Here is a 23345-nt window from a genome sequence, read left to right on the forward strand (position 1 = left end):
CACACCGGGCGCGGCTGGGATCGATGCATGACCTCTCGGACCGTCTCCCTCCTCGCGGGGCTCGCCCTCGCCTCCACCGCCCTGCTCGTCGGCCCCACGGCGCCGGCGTCCGCCACCGGCCACTCCACCGGCCACTTCACCGGCCACCGTGGCCTCGACCAGCTCGACGAGCCGCTCGTCGTCGGCCACCGGGGTGCCTCCGGCTACCGGCCCGAGCACACGCTGGCGTCGTACCGGCTGGCGATCCGGCAGGGCGCCGACTACGTCGAGCCCGACCTGGTTCCGACCAAGGACGGCGTCCTGGTGGCCCGTCACGAGAACGAGATCGGGACGACGACCGACGTCGCCGACCACCCCGAGTTCGCGGACCGGCGGACCACCAAGGTCGTGGACGGCGTGCCGCTCACGGGCTGGTTCACCGAGGACTTCACCCTGGCCGAGCTGAAGTCGCTCCGTGCGATCGAGCGGCTCCCGCAGGTCCGCCCCGACAACACGGCGTACGACGGCCGCTTCGAGGTCCCGACCTTCGACGAGGTGCTGGACCTGGTGGTCGAGCACCACCGCCGGACCGGCGAGTGGGTCGGGGTGGCGCCGGAGACCAAGCACCCGTCGTACTTCGACTCGATCGGGCTCTCGCTGGAGGAGCCGATGCTGCGCAGCCTGCGGAGGCACGGCCTGGCCTCGAAGCGGGCGAAGGTGCTGCTGCAGTCCTTCGAGGTCGGCAACCTGCAGGAGCTCGACCGGGTCACCGACCTGCCGCTGGAGCAGCTCGTCGACTCGCGCGGCGGGCCGGCCGACCGGCCGGGGACGTCGTACGCCTCGATGCTGAGCCGGCGCGGGCTGCGCGACATCGCGCGGTATGCGGACTGGGTCGGCCCGCAGAAGGACTGGGTGCTGCCGCGCGACCCGGCCACCGGGGCGACCGGTCGGCCGAGCGCCGTGGTCCGCGACGCGCACGCGGCGGGGCTGCGGGTGCTGGTCTTCACCGTCCGCGCCGAGAACCAGTTCCTGGCCACCAACTTCCGGCGCGGCACCGACCCGAACGCTCACGGCCGGGTCGGCGCCGAGATCCGGGCCCTGCTCGACGCCGGGGTGGACGGCCTGTTCGCCGACCACCCCGACCTCGCCGTCACGGCCCGGGACGCCTGGGCTGACTGATCCTCAGCTGAACGACCGGGTGTCGTCGGCCGGGTCGTCGGCCGGGTCCGCCTCCTCGGCGGTCCCGGCCGGCGGCACCCAGCCGACCTGGCGCTGGGTGTGACGCCGCCCGCTGAGGACCGAGGCCACCAGGCCGGCCGCGCCGGCCAACACCCACGGGACGGGCAGCAGCCAGCGGATGGCGTCGTCGTCGATGACGTCGCTCTGCACGACGGCCCACACGGCGACCAGGCCGAGGAAGGCCAAGCCCATCACGAGGTGGCCCACGTTGACGGGGTGGCGTCCGCTGTCCAGGGGAGTGCTCATCGGGTCCTCACCTCGATCTCGCCGACGTTGATCTCGGCGTCGATGGACAGCTCGGGGTGGTCCCCGAGTCCGGGGTCGTACGACGCGCTGGCGGTGCTGTCGATGCCGCCGCGGTCGTTGCCGAACAGCATGATGTTGCCGGGGCCGTGCGCGGCCGCCTGCACCTCGACGGCGAGGTCATCCGGCACGATCACCTCGATCCGGCCCACGCTGACGTCGAGCTGGAGGGTGCGGCCGTCCAGCGCGTCGAGGTCGGTGATCCCGGTCAGGTCCACCACCATCTCGCCGGCACCGAGCCGGTAGTCGTCCTGCAGGCCGGCCGCCGTGAGCGGGCGCTCCGTCACGCCCTCGGCGTCCCACCGGTCGGCGGCGGTCGAGGCGACCACGCCGATCGCGGCGACCAGGCCGAGCGCGATCAGGCCGCCGGCTCGCCCGTAGACCGACCCGACGAGCAGCATCACCGCGACCAGGCCGAGGGCCAGGGCGGGGTACGCCGAGTCGGCGACCGGCGCACCGGCGAGGTCGGCGGTGCCGAGCAGTCCCTCCGCGAGGGCGATCAGGGCCAGGGTGAACCAGAAGAGGCGCGGCCCGCGCTTGCGGGGGTTCCGCGGCGGCGGCACGTAGACGGGCGGGGCGGCGTAGGTCGGCGGTGCGGCGTACGGCGGCGGTGCGGCGTACGGCGGCACGCCGGGGGCGTACGACGGCGTCGGCGGTCCGGCGTACGTCGGGGTGGGCTTCTTCGTGCGGGTCAGCACCACGAGCGCGATCGCGCCGATCACGACCACCGGCCACGGGAAGCCGATGAAGCCCCACGAGTCGCCGATGAGGGCGGCCGCAGCGACGATGCCGACGACGACCAGCGCGACCGTGCGGGTGCGCTCGTCGAGCCTGACGACCGGCTCGGAGCCGTCGTCCTCGGGGACCAGCAGCCAGCAGGCGCCGTAGATCATCAGCCCGGCGCCGCCGAAGAAGACCAGCACCACGAGCGCGACCCGCAGCAGCAGTGGGTCCACGTCGAGGTGGCGGCCCAGGCCGCCCGCGACGCCGGCGATCTTGCGGTCGGTGGTGGAGCGGCGGAGGCGGCCGAGGTCGCGGACCTCGTCCCGGGTGGTGCGCGGCCCCTCCTGGGGGCCGGGACCCGTCGGTGCCTCGGGTGGTGTCGTCGTCATGTCATCACCATCGTCGTCGAGCGGCCCGCGGACCATCGGGGTCGACCCTGATCCTGCCCGAGGCGGGCCGGGGTTCTCTCGGGGTCGATCCTCATGGTCCGGCATCGTGCCCGATGAGACGATGGAGGGGCGATGAGCATGACGACGAACCCGCCGTACGAGCCCCGGAAGGCCTACCGCGACTCCCACGACTCCGTCCTCGGTGGCGTCGCGTCCGGACTGGCCCGGCACCTCGCCGTCCCGGTGCTGTGGGTGCGGGCCGGGTTCCTGCTCACCTCGCTCCTGGGCGGGCTCGGCGTGATGGTGTACGCCGGGCTGTGGCTGATGCTGCCGAGCGACACCCGGTTCGAGGACGGTCCGCCCGGCCTGGCCAGCGCGACCCGCGGCGGTCGGCGGCCCGGTCGGCTGCGGCGGCTCGGCGACGTCGGGCCGGCGATCGCGCTCGCCGCGCTGGGTCTCGGCGGCGTGCTCGCGCTGCAGGCGCTCGTCGGGCGGGGGGCGGCGTTCTGGCCGGCGTTCTTCGGTCTGGTGGGCCTGGCGCTGCTCTGGCGGCAGGCCGACGAGGCGCAGCGCGAGCGCTGGAACGACCAGAGCGGGCGGATCGACCCGGTCCGGATCGTCTTCGGCAGCGGCGGCTGGGCGTCGTACGCCCGGGTGGCCGCGGGGGCGCTGCTCGTGGTCTCGGCGGTCTTCATCGTCGGCTTCGAGGGGGCCTCGGCGAGTGACGCCCGGGCCGGGCTGATCGCGGGTGGCCTGGTGCTGATCGGCCTGGCGATCGTGATCGGCCCCTGGGTCTTCGGCCTGGCCTCCGATCTCAGTGCCGAGCGCGAGGAGCGGGTGCGCTCCCAGGAGCGCGCCGACGTCGCCGCCCACCTGCACGACTCGGTCCTCCAGACCCTCGCGCTGATCCAGAAGAGCTCCGGCGACGCCGCCACGGTCGCCCGGCTGGCCCGGGCCCAGGAGCGCGACCTGCGCTCCTGGCTGTACGCCGGGGAGTCGGCCGACGAGTCCTCCGCGGCGAGCGCGCTGCGCGGCGCGGCGGCCGAGGTCGAGGACGCCCACGGCGTCTCGGTCGACGTGGTCGCCGTCGGCGACTGCCCGCTGACCGACGACCTGCGCCCCGTGGTCCAGGCGGCCCGCGAGGCCGTCACCAACGCCGCCAAGCACGCCGGGACCGGCCGGGTCGACGTGTACGCCGAGATCACCCCGGCCGCCGTCGACGTCTTCGTCCGCGACCGCGGGGTCGGCTTCGACCCCGAGGCGGTGGCCGACGACCGGTACGGCGTCCGCAACAGCATCGTGGACCGGATGCGCCGCCACGGCGGCACCGCCGAGATCCGCACCGGCCCCGGCGAGGGCACCGAGGTGCGCCTGCACCTGTCCCGCACCACCACCCAGGAGGCATCTCATGACTAGCCCCGTGCGGGTCGTCGTCGTCGACGACCACGCCATGTTCCGCCGCGGCGTCATCGCCGAGCTCGAGGCCGCGGGCGCGGGGGAGGTCGAGGTGCTAGCGCAGGCCGCCGACGTGGACGAGGCCGTGACCGCGGTCGCCGCGCACCGGCCGGACGTCGTACTCCTGGACGTGCACCTGCCCGGTGGGGGCGGCGTCGAGGTGATGCGGCGCGGCCAGTCGCCGGAGACCCGCTACCTCGCGCTGAGCGTCTCCGACGCGGCCGAGGACGTCATCGGCACCATCCGCGGGGGAGCGCGCGGCTACGTCACCAAGACCATCACCGGGCCCGAGCTGGTCTCCGCGATCCGCCGGGTCGCCGACGGCGACGCCGTGTTCTCGCCGCGGCTGGCCGGGTTCGTGCTCGACGCCTTCGCCGGCTCCATCGAGGTGGCCGCGGTCGACGAGGACCTCGACCGGCTGACCGAGCGCGAGCGGGAGGTGATGCGGCTGATCGCCCGCGGCTACGCCTACAAGGAGGTCGCCAAGGAGCTGTTCATCTCCATCAAGACCGTCGAGACCCACATGTCGAGCGTGCTGCGCAAGCTGCAGCTCTCCTCGCGCCACGAGCTGAGCCGCTGGGCCTCGGACCGCCGTCTGCTCTGAACGGCGGGTTTGCCGTACGGCGCGCTGCGGTACGGGGGCCCGGTGACGCCGCTCACCCGACCGGCGCGGTTCTCGGGAGCCAACCTTGACCTCAGCACGTCGCTCGATCCTGCTCCTGGCCGGGGCGCTCGCCGCGGTCCTGACCGTCTCGCTGCTCAGCCCGTCCGGGTCCGCCTCCGCCAACGAGCGGCGTGGCGGGGAGACCGTCTCCCGGTCCTACTCGAGCTACCGGTACGTCGACGTGCCGCAGTTCGGCTTCTGCCTCGGCGTCTATGCCACGGCGCGTCTCCAGGCCACCTACAAGCGGCGGCCCATCTCCCAGGGCGTCGTCTCGGAGCTGCGAGACCCCAAGATCATCGACCCGAGCCTGCAGGTGACCGTCAAGCGCACCTGCGACGACGACGCGAAGTACCGCAAGAAGCACCGCGCGAACAAGATCTCGTACAGCAACTATTACTACGGCTACAAGTGCTCCTTCGACCCGTCGTTCTCCGCCGGGGCACCCTGGACCGTCGGCGTGGGGATCACTCCCGACTGCGGCAGCGAGAAGGTCGCCAAGGTCGGCGAGGTCAACGGCCGGGCCCGGCGCGCCTACCGGTTCGTGCTGGACACGGAGGGCTACGCCTTCGGGTGGGACGGCTCGGACTCCGTGGTGGAGCCGGGATCGGTGAAGCTGTGCACCAGCCTGTCGGGCTACTTCCGGATGAAGGACAGTCAGGGAGCGGAGCGGCAGACGGTGGCCAAGAAGGTCTCGTTCCCCGACCTCTGTCTGACCAAGTAGCTCGCCGTTTCGTCCCCGGGGGCGAGGGGTACTCGCCGAGGATCGCGATCCAGGAGGCCCGATGACGGCGACCGCTGAGACCACCGAGCAGCTCGAGGAGACCGAGCTCAACCGGACCATCACCGGCCGGTTGCTCTTCTTCTACGTCCTCGGCGACGTGCTCGGGTCGGGCGTCTACGTGCTCATCGGCGCCGTCGCCGCGGCGGTGGGCGGCGCGTTCTGGCTCGCGTTCCTCCTCGGCATCTCCGTCGCCACGCTCACCGGGCTCGCCTACGCGGAGCTGGTGACGAAGTACCCCCGTGCAGCCGGTGCCTCGCTCTACGTCAACCGGGCGTTCCGCCGTCCGGGACTGACGTTCTTCGTCACCGTGGCGATGCTCTCCTCCAGCTTCGCCGCCGCGGGTTCCTTGGCGGCCGGTTTCTCGGACTACTTCGCCGAGGTGTGGTCGCTGCCACCGGCGCTCCTGGTGTCCCTCGCGTTCGTGGTGATGCTGTCGGTGATCAACTTCGTCGGCATCACGGAGTCGGTCGTGGCCAACCTGGTGATGACCGTCGTCGAGGTCCTCGGCCTGGCGATCGTGATCGCGATCGGGCTGGTCCATGTGTTGAGCGGCGACGCCGACTTCGGTGTGCTGACCGAGTTCGAGACCGGGGACCAGAACGCCGTGCTCGCTCTGGTGGCCGGTGTCGCCACCGGGTTCTTCGCGATGACCGGGTTCGAGAACGCCGCCAACGTCGCCGAGGAGTGCACCGCGCCCCGCCGTACCTTCCCGAAGGCGCTGATCGGCGGCATGATCGGAGCCGGCCTCATCTACGTCCTCGTCGCCGTCTCGGCCGCCTTGACGGTGCCCATCGACACCCTCGCCACCTCCCCGGCCTCCCTGATGGAGGTCGTCGAGACCGGGATCATCCCGCTGCCGATGGGGGTGTTCACCGTTGTCTTCGCGCTGATCGCGATGACCGCGATCACCAACACGACGCTCGTGGCCGTGGTCACCCAGTCGCGGATCCTCTACGGCATGGCCCAGGAGGACGTCGTCCCGAACGTCTTCGCCCGGATCCACGGCTCGCGCCGCAGCCCCTGGGTCGGCCTGGTCTTCTCGGCCGTCGTCGTCGGCGCGCTCCTGGTCGTCGGCACCATCCTCCCGAAGGCGGGCGTCGAGGTCGATCTCGTACGCCGGCTCGCCGCGGTCACCGTCGTCCTGCTGCTCTTCGTCTACGCGATGGTCATCGTGTCCGCGCTGAAGCTGCGGGGGCAGGACGAGTCTGACGAGACCTACCGGGCTCCGACCGCGCTGCTCCTGCTCGGCCTGGTCGGCAACGCGGGTCTGCTCGTGTACGTCGTCCGGGACGACCCGGCCACGCTCATCTGGTCGGCCGGTCTCATCGCCGTGGGCGGGGTGCTGTTCGTGCTCGAGCACCTCTTCGGCTCGACCGACCGGCCGGCCGAGGTGGGTGGGGGCGGTCCGACCGCCTCCCGGTGACCCGGCGCCCGCCGCCCCCGACCGTCCCCGGCGGAACGTAGGCTGAGCGCAGCATGAGCACCCCCTCCCTTCCTGGTTTCGAGCACCTCACGTCCGCGCCGCCGCCCGAGCCGCGCACGACCCGCAGCGGCCCCAGTCGCGAGGAGCTGCTCGAGGGGCTGAACGACCCTCAACGCGCCGCCGTGGTCCACGAGGGGGCGCCGCTGCTGGTGGTCGCGGGGGCCGGGTCGGGGAAGACCCGGGTGCTGACGCGGCGGATCGCGTGGCTGATCCAGGAGCGCAAGGCGCACCCGGGGTCGATCCTGGCGATCACCTTCACCAACAAGGCCGCGGCCGAGATGAAGGAGCGGGTCGAGGACCTGGTCGGCAAGCGCGCGCGGATCATGTGGGTCAGCACCTTCCACTCCGCGTGCGTCCGGATCCTGCGCAAGGAGATCGACCGCTTCGGGTTCAAGTCCAGCTTCTCGATCTACGACGCCGCCGACCAGAAGCGGCTGATGACGCTGGTGCTCAAGGACCTCGACCTCGACCCGAAGCAGTACCAGCCGGGACCTGTCCTGCACTGGGTGTCGAACCACAAGAACGAGCTGCGCGACGCCGAGGAGGCGGCCAAGGACGCCCGCAACAAGCTCGAGGAGCAGTACGCCGCGGCGTACTCGCTCTACCAGCGGCGGCTGACCGAGGCCAACGCGCTCGACTTCGACGACCTGATCATGCTGACCGTCCACCTCTTCCAGTCGTTCCCCGACGTGCGCGAGGTCTACCGGCGCCGGTTCCGGCACGTGCTGGTCGACGAGTACCAGGACACCAACCACGCCCAGTACGCCCTCATCCACCAGCTCTGTGCCGAGCAGATGGAGGAGGTCCCGGAGCACAGCGGCGGCGAGCGGGTCGAGCCGGCGGAGCTGATGGTGGTCGGCGACGCCGACCAGTCGATCTACGCGTTCCGCGGGGCCAACATCCGCAACATCCTCGACTTCGAGCAGGACTTCCCGAACGCGACCTCGATCCTGCTGGAGCAGAACTACCGCTCCACGCAGACCATCCTCACCGCCGCCAACTCCGTCATCGGCCACAACAAGGGCCGCAAGGAGAAGCGGCTGTGGTCCGAGGCCGGCGACGGCGAGCGGATCGTCGGGTACGTCGCCGACGACGAGCACGACGAGGCCCGCTTCGTGTCGGACGAGATCGACCAGCTGACCGACGCCGGCACCAAGGCGTCCGACGTCGCGATCTTCTACCGCACCAACGCCCAGTCCCGGGTGTTCGAGGAGATCTTCATCCGCACCGGCCAGCCCTACAAGGTGGTCGGCGGGGTCCGGTTCTACGAGCGGCGCGAGGTCCGCGACGCCCTGGCCTACCTGCGGATGCTGGCCAACCCCGACGACCAGGTCTCGCTGCGGCGGATCCTCAACACCCCGAAGCGCGGCATCGGCGACCGGGCGGTCGCGTGCGTGACGGTGCTGGCCGAGCGCGACCGGCTGACCTTCTGGGAGGCGCTGCGCCGGGCCGACCAGGCCCCGGGCCTGGCCACCCGCTCGCTCACCAACATCCGCGGCTTCGTCGGCCTGGTCGAGGAGCTGCAGTCGATGGTCGAGGCGGGGGAGCGGGCCGACGTGGTCCTCGAGACCGTGCTGGCGCGGTCCGGCTACCTCACCGAGCTGGAGGAGTCCGACGACCCGCAGGATGCCACCCGGCTGGAGAACCTGGCCGAGCTGGTGGCCGTGGCCCGCGAGTTCAGCGACGACCCGGTCGCCGGCCCGTCGGCCGACCCCGCCGACGTCGACGCCGGCACGGTCGCGCCCGGCCTCACCGACTTCCTGGAGCGGGTCGCGCTGGTCGCCGACACCGACCAGATCCCCGAGACCGACGCCGGGGTGGTCACCCTGATGACGCTGCACACCGCCAAGGGCCTGGAGTTCCCGGTCGTCTTCCTGACCGGACTCGAGGACGGCGTCTTCCCGCACGCCCGCTCGCTGGGCGACCAGCCCGAGCTCGAGGAGGAACGACGCCTCGCGTACGTCGGCGTCACCCGGGCCCGCGAGCGCCTCTACATCTCCCGCGCCGTGGTCCGCTCGGCCTGGGGCGCGCCGTCCCACAACCCGGCCTCGCGGTTCCTCGACGAGCTGCCGGTCGACCTGGTCGACTGGCGCCGGACCGAGGCCGCCCAGACCCGCTGGGGCCGTCCCGACCTGGCCAGCGGCTCCCCGGCCCGGATGGGGGAGCCCACGGCCGCCGGCCGCCGCAACTTCTCCTCGGCCGCCGCCCGCGCCGACGCGGCCCGGAAGGCCAAGCCGGCCCGCGAGGTCCCGTCCCTGGAGCCGGGCGACCGGGTCCAGCACGACACCTTCGGCCTCGGCACCGTGGTTGCGGTCGAGGGGGCGGCCGACAAGGCGGTCGCGTCGATCGACTTCGGGACCGAGGGCGTCAAGCGGTTGCTGCTGCGGTACGCCCCGGTGGAGAAGCTGTAGGAGCGAGCGAAGCGAGTTCCAACAGCTTGATGGGTGGTCGAGCGAGCCGCGCGACTGGGGGGCGAAGTCGCGACCGACTCGTTCCTCGCCGGGCTACTCGACCAGCGAGGTACGCGAGACCTGGATTGGTGTCGATACGCTCGGCGCGGCTTCGCAGGCTCAGCCGCGGACGCTACTCGACACCGATGTGACTCTCTGATCTGCTCGGCAGATCAGGGAGTCACCCCGTTGACGACCATCGCGGAGTACGGGTCGACCGGGTCACCCGCCCCCGGGCGGACCTCGAGGTGGAGGTGCGGGCCGGTGACGTTGCCGGTCGAGCCGACGGTGCCGAGGTGCTCGCCCGCCCGGACGACGTCGCCGACGTTGACGTCGATCGTCGTCTGGTGGCAGTACCAGAGCTCGGTGCCGTCCTCGAGGGTCACGACGGTCTTGTTGCCATAGGCGCCGTCGTAACCGGTCTCGGTCACCGTGCCGTTGGCGACGGCGTTGATCGGGGTGCCGGTGGGCGCGGCGAAGTCGAGGCCGGTGTGGTAGCTCGACCAGAGGCCGTACTCACCGAAGCGGGCCGTGAGGCGGTAGCCGCTGAGCGGCAGCACCCACTTGTTCTCCTCGAGGACGGCGGCGAACTTGCCGGCTTCCTTGGCGAGGCTCTGCAGCGCGCCCGTGTGGGCTTCGTACTGCTTCTCGACGGCCGCCTGGAGCTCCTGGTCGGCCGCGTCCGCGAGCGCGTCACGACGGTGGTCGCGGCTGACGACCTGGCGGCGCTTGTCCTTCATCAGGTTGACGGTGGAGCCGGCGCTGGCGCCGCTGAGGGCACTGGCCTGGCTCAGGCGGGGCGGCTCGCCGACCCCGGTGCCCGGGCCGCCCGCGAGGACGGCGCCGCCGGCCGACACGGCGAGGGCGGCGATGCCGACGAGGACCGGCACCGACGGCAGCCCGCGGAACAGGGGGCCGCGGTCGCCGACGTGCTTAACGGCCTTGCGCTTGCCCGGGGCGGTCACGAGCGGCAGCGAGGCGGTGGTGTCGCTGTGGAGCGGGGTCGTCACGTCGGAGCGGACGTACGAAGGCGTCGGCTCCGGCTCGGCGAAGAGGGCGGGCTCCGCGGCGACGACCGGCTCGGCGAAGAGGGCCCGCTCGGGCACGACCGGCATGGTCGGCGGCGCCTCGGGTACTGCAGGGCGAGCGACGCGACGTCCGACGTAGGTCGAGGGCGTCTCCTGGGTCTCCGAGGGTCCACGACGTGAGCCGCGGTATTCCGCTCGGTGGTTACCCATGGATCAAGTCGCTCCGGAGGTCTCGTTCACGAGGTCGTGCAGAGGTGTGACAAGCGCCCCAGACTGTAACGGATGGCTTCGGCAGGCCGAAACCGGGCGCCGTCCGATTGTGCACGTTTCACTGCCCGGTCGTGATCGATTCGGGGATATTCGCAGGTCAGCCCGCCCGGACGCGGGCGCGTGTCAGGCTGACCACATGGTGCGCATCGTCCTGGGGGGACCGGGTCCCGGTCCCGAGGCGCTCGCCCGGGCCCTGCGCGACGCCGGGCACGAGGTCGTCCTGGCCGGCGGGTACGACGAGGCGGGCCTCGCTGCCGTCGTGCTGCAGGAGGACGCCGACCTGGTCGTCACGCTCGGCGGCCCGCTCGACGGCCTGCTCGTGGCTCTCGCTGACCGGGACGTCACCGACGTGCCGATGGTCGTCGCCGACCCGGCGGACCTCGCCGGGACGCTGCGCCGGGTGGCGGCGTACGACGGCTGACGACGGGATACCCGGCCCGCGTATGTCCTCCGTCACGTCGGCCCCCCGGCCCTTATCGGGGGCGACGTGACAGGGCTATCGTCCCGTGGGATACGTCCCGTGGGATACCCGCGACTAGAGACTGGTGGATCAGTGGACCTGATGGAGTACCAGGCGAAGGAGCTCTTCGCCAAGCATGGTGTGGCAACGACTCTGGGTGTCGTCGTCGAGACCGCCGAGGCCGCCAAGGCCGCTGCCGAGCAGATCGGCGGCGTGACCGTCATCAAGGCGCAGGTCAAGGCCGGCGGCCGCGGCAAGGCCGGCGGCGTGAAGCTCGCCAAGACCCCCGACGAGGCCTTCGAGCACGCGACGAACATCCTCGCCCTCGAGATCAAGGACCTGCCGGTCAACCGCGTGCTCGTCACGCCCGCGACCCCGCCGGAGGAGGAGTACTACTTCTCGTTCCTGCTCGACCGCGCGAACCGCCAGTACCTCTGCATCGCCAGCGTCGAGGGCGGTGTCGAGATCGAGGAGGTCGCGAAGACCAACCCCGACGCCGTCAAGCAGATCCCGATCGACCCGGGTGCCGGTGTCGACGAGGCCAAGGCGCGCGAGATCGCGACCGAGGCCGCGTTCCCCGAGGCCGTCTTCGAGCAGGCCGTGGCGATGATCCAGTCGCTCTACACGGTCTTCGTCGAGGAGGACGCCACGCTGGTCGAGGTCAACCCGCTCGCGCGGCTGGCCGGCGACAAGCTGGAGGCCCTCGACGGCAAGGTCTCGCTCGACGAGAACGCGTCCGAGGTGCGGCACCCCGAGCACGAGGCGTTCGAGATCAAGGACGAGACGGACCCGCTCGAGGCCAAGGCCAAGGACAAGGGGCTCAACTACGTCAAGCTCGACGGCCAGGTCGGCATCATCGGCAACGGCGCGGGCCTGGTCATGTCGACCCTCGACGTCGTCGCGTACGCCGGCGAGGCGCACGGTGGGGTCAAGCCCGCCAACTTCCTCGACATCGGTGGCGGCGCGAACGCCCAGGTGATGGCCGACGGCCTCGACGTGATCCTGAACGACGCGCAGGTCAAGAGCGTGTTCGTGAACGTCTTCGGCGGCATCACCGCCTGCGACGAGGTCGCGAACGGCATCAAGGGCGCCCTGGAGATCCTGGGCGCCGAGGCGACCAAGCCGCTCGTCGTACGCCTGGACGGGAACAACGTGGAGGAGGGCCGTCGGATCCTCGACGAGCTCAACCACCCGCTGGTCACCCAGGTCGACACGATGGACGGTGCGGCCGACAAGGCCGCCGAGCTGGCGAACGCCTGAGATAGAGAGCAGAGAACAGTGAGCATCTACCTCAACAAGGACTCCAAGATCATCGTCCAGGGCATCACGGGCGGCATGGGCTCCAAGCACACCACCCTGATGATCCAGTCCGGCAGCAACATCGTCGGCGGGGTCAACGCCCGCAAGGCCGGCACCACGGTCGAGCTCGCCGGGACCACGCAGCCGGTGTTCGGCACCGTGGCCGAGGCGATCAAGGAGACCGGCGCCGACGTGTCGGTCGTCTTCGTGCCGCCGGCGTTCACCAAGGACGCCTGCATCGAGGCCATCGACGCCGGCATCGGCCTGCTCGTGGTCATCACCGAGGGCGTGCCGGTGCAGGACACGGCCGAGGTCTGGTCCTACCTGCAGGGCAAGTCCACCCGGATGATCGGCCCGAACTGCCCCGGCATCATCACGCCGGGCGAGTCGCTGGCCGGCATCACGCCGCACACCATCGCGGGCACCGGCCCGGTCGGTCTCGTGTCGAAGTCCGGCACGCTGACTTACCAGATGATGTACGAGCTGCGGGACTTCGGCTTCTCGACCGCCATCGGCATCGGCGGCGACCCGATCGTCGGGACCACCCACATCGACGCCCTCGCGGCGTTCGAGGCGGACCCCGACACCAAGGCGATCGTGATGATCGGCGAGATCGGCGGCGACGCCGAGGAGCGGGCGGCGGCCTACATCAAGGACAACGTCACCAAGCCGGTCGTCGGCTACGTCGCGGGCTTCACCGCCCCCGAGGGCAAGACGATGGGCCACGCCGGTGCGATCGTGTCGGGCTCCTCCGGCACCGCGCAGGCGAAGAAGGAGGCCCTCGAGGCCGTCGGCGTGAAGGTCGGCAAGACGCCGTCCGAGACGGCCGCGCTGATGCGGGAGATCCTGCAGAGCCTCTGATCCATCCGCTCGTACGACGGCCCCCGGCGACCTTCCCGGGGGCCGTTCGTGCGTCCGGGGGTCGGTCAGCCCAGCCGGACCATCTCCTCGACGATGCCCGCGATCGCCCGGCCGTCGGCTCGGACATTCCGCTCGATGGTGCCGTCCGGCCCGGCCCCGCCCTCGCCGAGGGTCTCGCTGACGAGCACGGCGGCGCCGACTCGGACGACGTAGGTGATCCTCAGCCCGGTGCCTGCGTCCTCGCGCGTGGCCGCTGCTCCACCCTGGTCGCCGAGGTCGGTCGGGTGGACCTCGGTGTGGGTGACCCACCCGTTCTCCTCGTGGGTCGGGCAGGCGCGGTACGCGTCGAGCACGGCGTCGACGTACGACGTCGCGGCCGCTGCGTCGGCGAAGGTGACGAGGTGGCGGTCGCGGACGTCCTCGACGTTGCGCCAGCCCGCGGACAGGAGGTCCTCGGTCGTGGGTGCGGGGAACGTCACGCCGCAGACGTCCAAGGCGAAGCCGTCCCCGCGGTGCGGCTCCTGCCGGCCCAGGTCCGGCGACTCGGCCTCGTCGTCGGCCGGATAGTCGGCCGTCAGGGGGATGCCCTCCGGGACGGGCGTGACGGGTGCGGGAGCCGGGGAGGACGTGGTGGTCGTCGTGGTCGGGTGGCCGCTGCCGCAGCCGGCCAGCAGCAGCCCGAGAGCGAGGAGGACGGTGGGAGCGCGCACGGGCCTGGGACGCAGCGGACCCGCCCGAGGTTGTCGGACGGGTCCGCTGGTCGACGGGTGGGTCAGTCGGGCTCGGGGGAGAAGGCCTTCATCGCGCTGACGACATCGGTGACGTCGTCCTGCACGTCCTGGATCTTCTGGTCGTCCACCGTGATGCCGGGGGTCACGGTGACCAGCACGGCGTTGCCGGTCCGGGCGACGACGACGTAGTCCACGCCCAGACTCGGGTAGTCGTCCCCGTCGCCGTAGTAGCCCTCGGTGACCACCAGGGACTCGTCGGCGGCGAGCTGGGCGTTGTCGACGCGGGTCCGGGTGGTGTCGCCGTCCGCGGCGCCCGCCGCCGAGGGGCAGGAGCGGGCCGCGTCGCGCAGGTCGGCCACGGCGGTCGCCGCCGCAGCATCGTCCGGGTAGAGCGCCAGGGTGCGGCTGAGCACGGACTCGTCGGTGTTCGGCCGCCCGCGGCTGACCGCGCCGGCGACGTCGACCGTCTGCCGCTCGGCGTCGAAGGCGGTCTGGTCGCACAACGTCAGCTGTGAGACTCCCGGCTCGTCCGAGGTCTCCGCACCCGCCGCGAGGCCCGCAGCGACGTCGAGGTCGGCCGGGATCTCCTGCAGCCACGAGACCCGGGGTGCCTCGGTCGTCTGCGTGGCGACCGGCGGGCTGGGATCGTCGGTGCCCTGCTGGGTGATGACCGCGACCGGGGCCGCGATCACGACGAGCGCGGCGGCGACACCCCCGACCGCGGCCAGGGCGTTGTTGCGCCGGCGCATCCGGTCGCCGCGGCGGCGTACCTCGGCGGCGGGCAGGGGGTTCACGGTGGGTCCTTCGGTCCTGAAGCTCGAGAAGAGCTCGTCGTTGAGGTCAGGCATGACTGGCTCCCTCCTGGAGGCCTCCGTCGTCGGAGAGCAGCGCGGCGAGCGCGGCCCGGCCGCGGCTGAGCCGGGCCTTGATGGTGCCTTCGGGGACGCCGACCTCGCGGGCGACGTCGTGGACGGACATGTCGGCGATGTGGTGCAGCACCAATGCTTGGCGCTGCGCCTCGGGCAGCTGCTTGAGGGCCGTCACCAGGGCGACGTGGCTCTCGCTCGGCGCCGGCGCCTGGGTGACGGCGCCGAGGGCGCGGTCCTCGGGCCGCCTGGCCCGGACGGTACGGCGCCAGCGGCTCACCGCCAGGCGGTACGCCGTCGTCCGCACCCAGGCCTCCGGGTAGTCCGCCCGGTCGAGCTTGCGGCGGTGTGCCCAGGCGCGCACGAACGCCTCCTGCACGCACTCCTGCGCCTCGTCGCGGTTCCCGATCATGGCGTAGAGCTGGCCGACGATGCGGGTGAACGACGCGGTGTAGAAGGCGTCGAACTCGCGTTCGTCCATCTCCTCGTTCCCGTCTGCTGGGGTTCTCCGTGGTGCTTGTCGGAGTGGATACGCCCCACCTGGCAGCACGGTTGCATACGACGTGCCCGTCTAGACGTCACCACGCGTCGGTAGGTTGGCCGGGTGCGGACCGACGAGGTGCTGACCCTGCTCCAGGACGTGGCGGCCGAGGTGATCGAGCCGCGGTTCCGGGCGCTGGCCGACGACCAGGTCGACGAGAAGGGCCCGGGCGACCTCGTCACCATCGCCGACCGCGAGGCGGAGGTGCTGATCACCGCGGCGCTGACCGACGCCTACCCGGACGCGCTCGTGCTGGGGGAGGAGGCCGCCGCGGCCGACCCGGGGCTGCTGGAGCGCTTCCAGGCGGCCGAGCACGCGTTCACGGTCGACCCCGTCGACGGCACGCGCAACTTCGTCCACGGCTCGCCCGACCACGCCGTGATGGCCGCCGAGCTGCGGGGCGGGGTCGTCGTACGGAGCTGGATCTGGCAGCCGCAGCACCGCGTCGCCTACGTCGCCGAGCGGGGCGCCGGCGCCTGGCGCGACGGCGTGCGGCTCGAGCGTCCGCCGCTGGGCGAGGACCTGCGCGGCATCACCTCGCGGCGCAGCTGGCTCGGCCGCGCGCTCGGCACCCTGCGCAAGCTGGAGACCACCTGGGTCTGCTGCGGCGTGGACTACCCGAAGCTGGTCGAGGGCGACGCCGACTACGTGCTCTACCGCGGGACCAAGCCTTGGGACCACGCGCCCGGCTCGCTGCTGCTCACCGAGGCCGGCGGCTTCGTCGGCACCTTCGCCGGCGAGCCGTACGACGCCCGCGCGCCCCTGCCTTCGGGCCTGGTCGCGGCCGCGGACCGGCCGACCTACGACCTGGTCCAGGGCCTGCTGGGCGCGCTGCCCGGCCTCTGACGCAGCGCCTGGGCAGCGTCTGACGCAGGGGCCGCCGTCAGCTGCCCGGGCGGGGCAGCCGGGTCAGCCGGGTCAGGGCCCGCTCGGCCAGGGCGACGAAGTCGTCGTCGCTCATCCGCACGTCCGCGGTGGGCACGAAGCTGATCTGGGCGACCGAGGTGCTGGTGCGCAGGATGGCCATCCGGAATTCCACCGACTGGTCGTCGGAGACCTCGGTCGTGATCCGCCAGACGGTGAGGTCCTCGCCGTCCTCGCGGCGGTCGGTGATCCGGCTGACGTCGGTGCCGAGATCCTCCTCCGGGCAGGTCCGCATCGCCTCGCGGACGTCCTCGACGAAGGCCCGCGCCCGCTGGGGGCCCAGCGCGCCGACGGTCTGGGTGAGCCCGAACTCCGCGGGCAGCCGCGCCTCCGGGACCAGGAACGTGCGGGTGAGGTTGCTGGACCAGCCCCGGCCGCGGAACTCCGCGCCGTCGCACCGGGTCGCGGCCAGGTTGGTGCGGGCCAGGCGGGGCTCGGTGCCGGCCCAGGTGCGCCGCCGGACGTCGCTCAGCGGCGGCAGGTCGACGACGTCGAGCATCGCGGGCACCACCCCGACCGGCAGCGGGTCCATCGGCTCCAGCCGCGGCGCGACGCCGCATCCGCCGGCGTCGGGGAGCGTGCACAGGTCGCCCACGGCGGCGCTGAGCAGCTTGGCGGCCGGGCGGGCGCGGGCCTCGTCGTCGGAGGCGACCGTCGTGAAGGTCGTGGTCGTCAGCTGCCCGGTGCGGGCGACCGCGGCCACGTAGGTGGCCTCGCCGGCCCCCCAGCGACGCAGCGTCAGCAGCACCGCCTCGTCGCCGACCCCGGTCACCCGCTGCGTGGTCAGCAGCTGGGTGCGCGGGTCGGTGCAGCCGGCGAACCAGCGCAGGGTGGTGCGGAACGCCCGGTGGGCGGCCCGCTCGGAGGCGGAGGCCTCGGCCAGCTGGACGGTGGTGCGCGCGGGCTCGCGGCGCTGCGGGGCGGCCGCGAAGTCGCGGACCAGGGCGACCGAGCTGCGGGCGTCGGCGTACCGCTCGCGCTGGCAGGGGAGCACCAGCCCGTCGCCCGCGCTGTTGTCGTGGGTCGTCCCGACCGCCCAGGGTCGGCCGGGGACGCTCGCGTCGACCTGGGCGGCGGTGAGCAGGGCGTCCTCGGAGAGCGCCGGGGGCGGCGGGGGCTCGGGCTGCGGGTCCGGCTCGTCGGACGACGAGACCAGGCCACGGTCGAGGGTCGGCCGGACGCCGCCGCCGTCGGTGACGGCCGTGCCGGTCAGGACCAGGGCGGCGACGGCGGCGACGACCCCCACCGTCGTGTGGGTACGACGGCGCGTTGCCCCGGCCCGCCGCAGGATCGAGGCCCGGGGCAGCCGGACCTCCCCGACGGCCTCGGCGAGCGGGGCGAAGAGCGTGCGGGCCACCGGGGTGCCGAGGTCGAGGTGGATGGCCAGCTGGGAGGTGGCGGTCTGCAGCTCGCGCTCGGCGTCCTCGCGGGTCAGCCCGACCTCGCGGGCGAAGTCGGCGAGGGTCCCGCTGGCGAGCACGGTGAGCAGCAGGATCTTGCGCTGGTCGACGCTCAGCTTGCCCAGTGCGTCGAGGGTGGCCCGGACCTCGGGGGACAGGCCCTTCTCGCGGTGCCAGAGGCGTGCGGTGTGCCGGCGCTGCGCGTGGGCCCAGGCGATCGGGCGGATCCAGGCCTCCGGGTCACCGTGGCGGGTGGCCTTGCGCCAGTGGTGCCACGCGACGACGAACGCGTCGCGGACGGCGGCCCGGGCGGCCGAGAGGTCGCCCGTGAGCGCGTAGGTCTGCAGCAGCAGCCTGGTCCGGGCGTCCTGGTAGCACGCGTCGAACTCGTCGGGGTCCCTCATGGCCCGACCACGGTACGCGACGGCGTGGCAACGCCGTCGCCCCGGACGCTCCGGTCATGATGGATCGACCATGACCTCCGTGCTCCCTCACCGGCCCGACGCGACCCGTGCCCGGGACGACCTGCGGCACCGTCGCCCGCTCGTCCTGCTGGCGACGCTCGGTGGCGCGACCGCCGCGGCCGCGACCCTGGTCGTCTGCCTGGGGGCCGGGGTGGCGGGCTGGTTCCTCACCGATGCCGGTGCCCACGGGGAGCCGCGCGACGCGCTGCGGGTCGGCGCCCTGGGCTGGCTGATGGGCCACGGCTCGGGCGTGCACGTGCAGGGCACGCCGGTGACCGCCGTACCCCTGGCGCTGACGCTGGTCGTGGCCTGGACGATCTGGCGGGTCGCGACCCGGGTCGGCGACGCCGTGTCCGGCCACGGGCCCGACGCCGACGCCATCGCCGACGGCGAGCGCGACTGGACGGTGCCGACGGCGACCGGCCTGTTCGCGCTCGGGTACGCCGTCGTGGTGGTCGTCACCCACGCGGTCGCCGCCACCCCCGCGACCGACCCCTCGCTGGTCCGGCCGCTGCTGTGGACGGTCCTGCTGTGCGGCCTCGTGGGCGGGTCTGCGGTCGCCGTCGGCTCGGGGCGCGCGGCGATCTGGGCCTCGTTCCTCCCGGTCGCGCTGCGCGAGGCCGCCGCCACCTGCCGCCGGATCCTGCTCGGCTGGGCACTGGTGGCCGGCCTCGTGCTGCTCGCTGCGCTGATCGTCGACCTCGACACCGCCGTGAACGTGATGTCGCAGCTCCACACCGACGCGGGCGACGCGACCCTCTTCACCCTGCTCAGCGCCACCGTGGTGCCCAACGCCGTGATCTTCTCCGGCTCCTACCTGCTCGGGCCGGGCTTCGCCGTCGGCGTCGGCACGCTGGTCTCGCCGTCGGCCGTCGCGCTCGGCCCGCTGCCGATGTTCCCGCTGCTGGCCGCGCTGCCCGACGCCGGGACACCGCCGGTCTGGACGGCGTACCTCATGCTCCTGCCGCCGCTGGTCGCCCTGGTCGCGACCATGCGCTCGCAGCGGCTGGCCCCGACGACCCGCTGGGACGAGGGCATCATCCGCGGGCTGGCCGGCGGCGTCCTCGCCGGCCTGCTCTTCGGCGTCCTCGCGGCGCTCGCCGGTGGCGCCGTCGGGCCGGGGCGGATGGCCGAGGTCGGGCCGCTCGTGCTCGACACCACCGTGTACGCCGTGACCGCGTTCGGCCTCGGCGGCCTGCTCGGCGGGGTGCTCGCGACCGCGCTGCAGCGACGCCGCGCCCGCCGCGACGCCATGCCCTAGAGTGCCGCCCGTGCCAGACGAACCCGCCGCCATCGTCGTCCTCGTGTCGGGGTCCGGCACCAACCTCCAGGCCCTGATCGAGGCCTGCCGGGACCCCGCGTACGGCGCCCGCGTCGTCGCCGTCGGCGCCGACCGCGACGGGATCGAGGCGCTGGCCCGGGCCGAGCGCGCGGGGATCCCGACGTTCGTGCTGAAGGTCGCCGACTTCGGGACCCGCGAGGAGTGGGACGCGGCGATGGCCGGCGCCGTCGCGGCGTGGGACCCCGACCTCATCGTCTCCGCGGGCTTCATGAAGCTCGCGGGCCCGACCTTCCTCGCCCTCTACGGAGGCAAGTACGTCAACAGCCACCCGGCGCTGCTCCCGGCCTTCCCGGGCATGCACGGCGCCGAGGACGCGCTGTCGTACGGCGTGAAGATCACCGGCGCGACCCTGTTCGTCGTCGACCCGGGCGTCGACACCGGGCCGATCATCGCGCAGACCGCCGTACCGGTGGAGGACTACGACACGGTCGAGACCCTGCACGAGCGGATCAAGGTCGCCGAGCGCACGATGCTCGTGGAGACCCTCGGTCGGATGGCCCGCGAGGGGTTCACGGTCGAGGGACGCCGGGTCCGCTACGGCCGGTAGACTCTCGTCCACACGACTGGCGCAGGTGGGTGACCACCAGGGAGTGAACGCGGGAGCATCGACCGCCTGGGTGCCCCGACCGCCCCAGCCCCACCCCTCAGGAGCGTTCCGTGTCTGAAGCCCGTGTCCCGATCAAGCGCGCGCTGGTCTCCGTCTACGACAAGTCCGGTCTCGAGGACCTCGTCCGCGGACTGCACGAGGCCGGCGTCGCGCTGGTCTCGACCGGCGGCTCGGCCGCCCTCATCGAGGGCCTCGGCCTGCCGGTCACCAAGGTCGAGGACCTGACCGGCTTCCCCGAGTGCCTCGACGGCCGCGTGAAGACCCTGCACCCGCGCGTGCACGCCGGCATCCTGGCCGACCGTCGCCTCGACTCCCACGTCGCCCAGCTGGCCGACCTCGGCGTCGAACCGTTCGACCTGGTCGTGTCCAACCTCTACCCGTTCACCCAGACCGTCGCCTCGGGCGCGGGCCCGGACGAGTGCGTCGAGCAGATCGACATCGGTGGCCCCTCGATGGTCCGGGCGGCCGCCAAGAACCACCCCTCGGTCGCCATCGTGACCTCCCCGGAGCGCTACGCCGACGTGCTGGCCGCGGTCGCCGACGGCGGCTTCACCCTGGCCCAGCGGCAGACCCTGGCCGCGGAGGCGTTCGTGCACACCGCGTCGTACGACGTCGCCGTGGCGTCGTGGATGGGCAACGTGCTGACCGACTCCTCAGAGGGCACCGGCTTCCCGGCCTGGGCCGGCGCGACCTGGGAGAAGAAGGCGGTGCTGCGCTACGGCGAGAACCCGCACCAGCCCGCCGCGCTCTACGTCTCCGCCCCGGGCGCCGGCCTGGCCGCCGCCGAGCAGCTGCACGGCAAGGAGATGTCCTACAACAACTACGTCGACACCGACGCGGCGCGCCGTGCCGCCAACGACTTCGCCGAGCCGGCGGTGGCGATCATCAAGCACGCCAACCCGTGCGGCATCGCGGTCGGCGCCGACGTCGCCGAGGCCCACCGGCGCGCGCACGCCTGCGACCCGGTCTCCGCGTTCGGCGGCGTGATCGCGGTCAACCGGCCGGTCTCGGTCGAGCTGGCCCAGCAGGTCGCCGAGGTCTTCACCGAGGTGATCGTCGCGCCGTCGTACGACGAGGGCGCGGTCGAGGTGCTCCAGGGCAAGAAGAACATTCGCATCCTCGTGGCGCCCGCGGACGGGGGCGCGGCGGTCGAGACCCGCCCGATCAGCGGCGGCCTGCTCATGCAGCACGTCGACCACGTCGACGCCGAGGGCGACGACCCGGCGACCTGGACGCTGGCCACCGGCGAGGCGGCCTCGCCGGAGGTCCTCGCCGACCTGGCCTTCGCCTGGAAGGCCTGCCGCGCGGTGAAGTCCAACGCGATCCTGCTCGCCAAGGACGGCGCCTCGGTCGGCGTCGGCATGGGCCAGGTCAACCGGGTCGACTCCTGCAAGCTCGCCGTCCAGCGGGCGGGGGAGCGCGCGGTCGGCTCGGTCGCCGCCTCCGACGCCTTCTTCCCCTTCGAGGACGGCCCGCAGATCCTCATCGACGCCGGCGTCGCCGCGATCGTGCAGCCCGGCGGCTCGGTCCGCGACGAGCTGACGATCGAGGCCGCCAAGGCGGCGGGCGTGACCATGTACTTCACCGGCACCCGCCACTTCTTCCACTAGGGGACGCGCCAGCGGCCCCGTAGGTGGAAAGGTCGAGCGAGCGCTCCGACTGAGCTTGCGAAGTCGGAACGCGCGTGTCGAGACACCAGTGAGTGAAGAAGCAGCAGCAACCCTGACAGGATTGAACGCGATGACCGCACAGAAGCTCGACGGCAGCGCCACGCTGAAGACCATCAAGCTCGAGCTCGCCGAGCGCGTGGCCCGGCTCAAGGAGCAGGGGATCGTCCCTGGCCTCGGGACCGTGCTGGTCGGCGACGACCCGGGCTCGCACTGGTACGTCGGCGCCAAGCACAAGGACTGCGCCGAGATCGGGATCGAGTCGATCCGGGTCGACCTTCCCGCGACCGCCACCCAGGCCGAGGTCGAGGCCGAGATCGACCGGCTCAACGCCGATCCGTCGTGCACGGGCTTCCTCATCCAGCAGCCGACCGGGCTGGACGAGTTCGCGCTGCTGTCGCGCGTCGACCCCGACAAGGACGTGGACGGTCTGCACCCGGTCAGCCTCGGCCGCCTGGTGCTGGGCGAGACCGGCTCGCTGCCCTGCACCCCGATCGGCTGCATCGAGCTGCTGCGCCGCCACGGCGTCGAGCTCAACGGGGCCGAGGTGGTCGTGGTCGGTCGCGGCCTGACCGTCGGCCGGCCGATGGGCCTGCTGCTCACCCGCCGCAGCGAGAATTCCACCGTCACGCTGTGCCACACCGGCACCCGCGACCTCGCTGCCCACACCCGCCAGGCGGACGTGGTGGTGGCCGCGGCCGGCGTACCCGGGATCATCACCGCCGACATGGTCAAGCCCGGTGCGGCCGTCCTCGACGTGGGCGTCTCGCGCGTCGACGGCAAGATCGCCGGCGACGTCGACCCCGGCGTCTGGGACGTCGCGGGCTGGGTGTCCCCGAACCCGGGCGGGGTGGGTCCGATGACCCGCGCCATGCTGCTGTCCAACATCGTGTCGATGGCCGAGCAGTCGGCCGCGGCGTCCGCCTGAGATCGAGCCCGCGTGAGCGACCCCGGCGTACCGCCGTCCGAGCAGCCGGAGGAGACCCCTGTCCCGACGCCGGACGAGGTCGCCGCGGAGCTCGCCGCGGCCGAGGCGGGGGACGGGGTCGGACCCGAAGAGTCGGGGGAGCCCGACGACACCCGCCGCTACCCCTCGACGATCGGCGGGGCGTTCTACCTGCTCGTGCTGCTCGCGACCGGCGTCGGCCTGGGCATCGTCTGGTCCGGCAACTGGCGGCTCGGGGTGCAGTGGATGGCGGGGGCGCTGATCGTGGCCGCGGCGGTGCGCCTGGTGCTGCCCCGCCGCGACGCCGGCATGCTCGCCGTCCGCCACCGGCTCTTCGACTGCGTCCTGCTCGGTGGCGTGGGCGTCGCGCTGATCTTCCTGGCCCAGACGATCCCGGACCAGCCGGGGTTCTGAGGGGGCGGGAGAGTTTTATCGGCTAGCCGATGAAACTCACGCCTGGACGACAAAGCTTC

At 72.8% G+C, this 23345-nt stretch carries 22 protein-coding genes and 1 riboswitch; of the genes, 15 read left to right on the plus strand and 7 right to left on the minus strand.

Features of this window, described 5'->3' with window-relative positions; genetic code table 11:
• Window positions 1-27 precede the first annotated feature (27 nt).
• The gene (locus tag V7S47_RS02225; RefSeq protein WP_336560054.1) at window positions 28-1158 is read left to right on the plus strand and encodes a glycerophosphodiester phosphodiesterase; all 1131 of its coding nucleotides are present in this window, start codon (window positions 28-30) and stop codon (window positions 1156-1158) included.
• Between the two features lie 3 nt (window positions 1159-1161).
• Here the strand turns inward: V7S47_RS02225 and V7S47_RS02230 are convergent, their stop codons facing one another.
• Both V7S47_RS02230 and V7S47_RS02235 read right to left on the minus strand, forming a co-directional pair.
• Window positions 1162-1464, minus strand: a complete 303-nt coding sequence (locus V7S47_RS02230; protein ID WP_336560055.1) for a hypothetical protein — start codon at window positions 1462-1464, stop codon at window positions 1162-1164.
• Window positions 1461-2633 (minus strand): PspC domain-containing protein, encoded by a 1173-nt coding sequence (locus V7S47_RS02235; protein ID WP_336560056.1) that lies wholly within the window; start codon window positions 2631-2633, stop codon window positions 1461-1463. Before V7S47_RS02235 ends, V7S47_RS02230 begins: the two co-directional genes overlap by 4 nt.
• Before the next feature lie 132 nt (window positions 2634-2765).
• Here V7S47_RS02235 and V7S47_RS02240 point away from each other — a divergent pair, with 132 nt between their 5' ends.
• From V7S47_RS02240 to pcrA, 5 genes are all read left to right on the plus strand, one after another.
• Window positions 2766-4049, plus strand: coding sequence for a PspC domain-containing protein (locus tag V7S47_RS02240; RefSeq protein WP_336560057.1), 1284 nt, complete (start codon window positions 2766-2768; stop codon window positions 4047-4049).
• Window positions 4042-4692, plus strand: coding sequence for a LuxR C-terminal-related transcriptional regulator (locus tag V7S47_RS02245; protein ID WP_090849984.1), 651 nt, complete (start codon window positions 4042-4044; stop codon window positions 4690-4692). Before V7S47_RS02240 ends, V7S47_RS02245 begins: the two co-directional genes overlap by 8 nt.
• An 85-nt stretch (window positions 4693-4777) precedes the next feature.
• Window positions 4778-5473 carry a hypothetical protein gene (locus V7S47_RS02250; RefSeq protein ID WP_336560058.1) on the plus strand — a complete coding sequence of 232 codons (696 nt, stop codon included), beginning with the start codon at window positions 4778-4780 and terminating at the stop codon, window positions 5471-5473.
• 61 nt (window positions 5474-5534) lie between these two features.
• Window positions 5535-6956, plus strand: a complete 1422-nt coding sequence (locus tag V7S47_RS02255) for an APC family permease (RefSeq protein ID WP_336560059.1) — start codon at window positions 5535-5537, stop codon at window positions 6954-6956.
• A 53-nt stretch (window positions 6957-7009) separates the two neighbouring features.
• The gene (pcrA, locus tag V7S47_RS02260) at window positions 7010-9427 is read left to right on the plus strand and encodes a DNA helicase PcrA (RefSeq protein WP_090849991.1); all 2418 of its coding nucleotides are present in this window, start codon (window positions 7010-7012) and stop codon (window positions 9425-9427) included.
• 212 nt (window positions 9428-9639) lie between these two features.
• Here pcrA and V7S47_RS02265 read toward each other — a convergent pair whose 3' ends face one another.
• A complete protein-coding gene (locus V7S47_RS02265) occupies window positions 9640-10572 on the minus strand; it encodes a M23 family metallopeptidase (RefSeq protein ID WP_336560060.1) in 933 nt (310 codons plus the stop codon).
• 328 nt (window positions 10573-10900) lie between these two features.
• Between V7S47_RS02265 and V7S47_RS02270 the strand changes: the two genes are divergently transcribed.
• From V7S47_RS02270 to sucD, 3 genes are all read left to right on the plus strand, one after another.
• Window positions 10901-11185 (plus strand): hypothetical protein, encoded by a 285-nt coding sequence (locus V7S47_RS02270; protein ID WP_336560061.1) that lies wholly within the window; start codon window positions 10901-10903, stop codon window positions 11183-11185.
• Window positions 11186-11317: 132 nt separating this feature from the next.
• A complete protein-coding gene (gene sucC, locus V7S47_RS02275) occupies window positions 11318-12484 on the plus strand; it encodes an ADP-forming succinate--CoA ligase subunit beta (RefSeq protein ID WP_090849997.1) in 1167 nt (388 codons plus the stop codon).
• Between the two features lie 18 nt (window positions 12485-12502).
• Window positions 12503-13384 (plus strand): succinate--CoA ligase subunit alpha, encoded by an 882-nt coding sequence (sucD, locus tag V7S47_RS02280; RefSeq protein ID WP_090849999.1) that lies wholly within the window; start codon window positions 12503-12505, stop codon window positions 13382-13384.
• A gap of 65 nt (window positions 13385-13449) precedes the next feature.
• Here the strand turns inward: sucD and V7S47_RS02285 are convergent, their stop codons facing one another.
• From V7S47_RS02285 to V7S47_RS02295, 3 genes are all read right to left on the minus strand, one after another.
• A complete protein-coding gene (locus V7S47_RS02285; protein WP_336560062.1) occupies window positions 13450-14094 on the minus strand; it encodes a hypothetical protein in 645 nt (214 codons plus the stop codon).
• Between the two features lie 62 nt (window positions 14095-14156).
• A complete protein-coding gene (locus tag V7S47_RS02290) occupies window positions 14157-14909 on the minus strand; it encodes a hypothetical protein (protein ID WP_336560063.1) in 753 nt (250 codons plus the stop codon).
• Window positions 14910-14955: 46 nt separating this feature from the next.
• Window positions 14956-15462 (minus strand): RNA polymerase sigma factor, encoded by a 507-nt coding sequence (locus V7S47_RS02295; RefSeq protein ID WP_336560064.1) that lies wholly within the window; start codon window positions 15460-15462, stop codon window positions 14956-14958.
• Window positions 15463-15585: 123 nt separating this feature from the next.
• Here V7S47_RS02295 and V7S47_RS02300 point away from each other — a divergent pair, with 123 nt between their 5' ends.
• A complete protein-coding gene (locus V7S47_RS02300; protein WP_336560065.1) occupies window positions 15586-16368 on the plus strand; it encodes an inositol monophosphatase family protein in 783 nt (260 codons plus the stop codon).
• A 37-nt stretch (window positions 16369-16405) separates the two neighbouring features.
• Here V7S47_RS02300 and V7S47_RS02305 read toward each other — a convergent pair whose 3' ends face one another.
• Window positions 16406-18250: a hypothetical protein gene (locus V7S47_RS02305; protein ID WP_336560066.1), complete on the minus strand. Its 1845-nt coding sequence runs from the start codon at window positions 18248-18250 to the stop codon at window positions 16406-16408.
• A 70-nt stretch (window positions 18251-18320) separates the two neighbouring features.
• Between V7S47_RS02305 and V7S47_RS02310 the strand changes: the two genes are divergently transcribed.
• From V7S47_RS02310 to V7S47_RS02330, 5 genes are all read left to right on the plus strand, one after another.
• Window positions 18321-19571 carry a cell division protein PerM gene (locus V7S47_RS02310; protein WP_336560067.1) on the plus strand — a complete coding sequence of 417 codons (1251 nt, stop codon included), beginning with the start codon at window positions 18321-18323 and terminating at the stop codon, window positions 19569-19571.
• A 1-nt stretch (window position 19572) separates the two neighbouring features.
• The gene (gene purN, locus V7S47_RS02315; protein ID WP_090850012.1) at window positions 19573-20199 is read left to right on the plus strand and encodes a phosphoribosylglycinamide formyltransferase; all 627 of its coding nucleotides are present in this window, start codon (window positions 19573-19575) and stop codon (window positions 20197-20199) included.
• Between the two features lie 2 nt (window positions 20200-20201).
• A riboswitch (ZMP/ZTP riboswitch) is annotated at window positions 20202-20278 on the plus strand.
• Between the two features lie 31 nt (window positions 20279-20309).
• Window positions 20310-21869 (plus strand): bifunctional phosphoribosylaminoimidazolecarboxamide formyltransferase/IMP cyclohydrolase, encoded by a 1560-nt coding sequence (purH, locus tag V7S47_RS02320; protein ID WP_336560068.1) that lies wholly within the window; start codon window positions 20310-20312, stop codon window positions 21867-21869.
• 130 nt (window positions 21870-21999) lie between these two features.
• A complete protein-coding gene (locus V7S47_RS02325) occupies window positions 22000-22854 on the plus strand; it encodes a bifunctional methylenetetrahydrofolate dehydrogenase/methenyltetrahydrofolate cyclohydrolase (RefSeq protein ID WP_336560069.1) in 855 nt (284 codons plus the stop codon).
• A 12-nt stretch (window positions 22855-22866) separates the two neighbouring features.
• Complete coding sequence (locus V7S47_RS02330) at window positions 22867-23286, plus strand: DUF3017 domain-containing protein (RefSeq protein ID WP_336560070.1); 420 nt, start codon at window positions 22867-22869, stop codon at window positions 23284-23286.
• The last annotated feature ends 59 nt before the right edge of the window (window positions 23287-23345 follow it).

The sequence above is a fragment of the Nocardioides sp. CCNWLW216 genome (assembly GCF_037120545.1).
GTDB lineage: Bacteria > Actinomycetota > Actinomycetes > Propionibacteriales > Nocardioidaceae > Nocardioides > Nocardioides lianchengensis.

Bases quoted from the DNA above. Each gene is read 5' to 3' on its own strand.
- V7S47_RS02225 (WP_336560054.1), top strand. From the start codon at position 28: ATGACCTCTCGGACCGTCTCCCTCCTCGCGGGGCTCGCCCTCGCCTCC.
- V7S47_RS02230 (WP_336560055.1), bottom strand. From the start codon at position 1,464: ATGAGCACTCCCCTGGACAGCGGACGCCACCCCGTCAACGTGGGCCAC.
- V7S47_RS02235 (WP_336560056.1), bottom strand. From the start codon at position 2,633: ATGACGACGACACCACCCGAGGCACCGACGGGTCCCGGCCCCCAGGAG.
- V7S47_RS02240 (WP_336560057.1), top strand. From the start codon at position 2,766: ATGAGCATGACGACGAACCCGCCGTACGAGCCCCGGAAGGCCTACCGC.
- V7S47_RS02245 (WP_090849984.1), top strand. From the start codon at position 4,042: ATGACTAGCCCCGTGCGGGTCGTCGTCGTCGACGACCACGCCATGTTC.
- V7S47_RS02255 (WP_336560059.1), top strand. From the start codon at position 5,535: ATGACGGCGACCGCTGAGACCACCGAGCAGCTCGAGGAGACCGAGCTC.
- pcrA (WP_090849991.1), top strand. From the start codon at position 7,010: ATGAGCACCCCCTCCCTTCCTGGTTTCGAGCACCTCACGTCCGCGCCG.
- V7S47_RS02270 (WP_336560061.1), top strand. From the start codon at position 10,901: ATGGTGCGCATCGTCCTGGGGGGACCGGGTCCCGGTCCCGAGGCGCTC.
- V7S47_RS02295 (WP_336560064.1), bottom strand. From the start codon at position 15,462: ATGGACGAACGCGAGTTCGACGCCTTCTACACCGCGTCGTTCACCCGC.
- V7S47_RS02305 (WP_336560066.1), bottom strand. From the start codon at position 18,250: ATGAGGGACCCCGACGAGTTCGACGCGTGCTACCAGGACGCCCGGACC.
- V7S47_RS02310 (WP_336560067.1), top strand. From the start codon at position 18,321: ATGACCTCCGTGCTCCCTCACCGGCCCGACGCGACCCGTGCCCGGGAC.
- V7S47_RS02325 (WP_336560069.1), top strand. From the start codon at position 22,000: ATGACCGCACAGAAGCTCGACGGCAGCGCCACGCTGAAGACCATCAAG.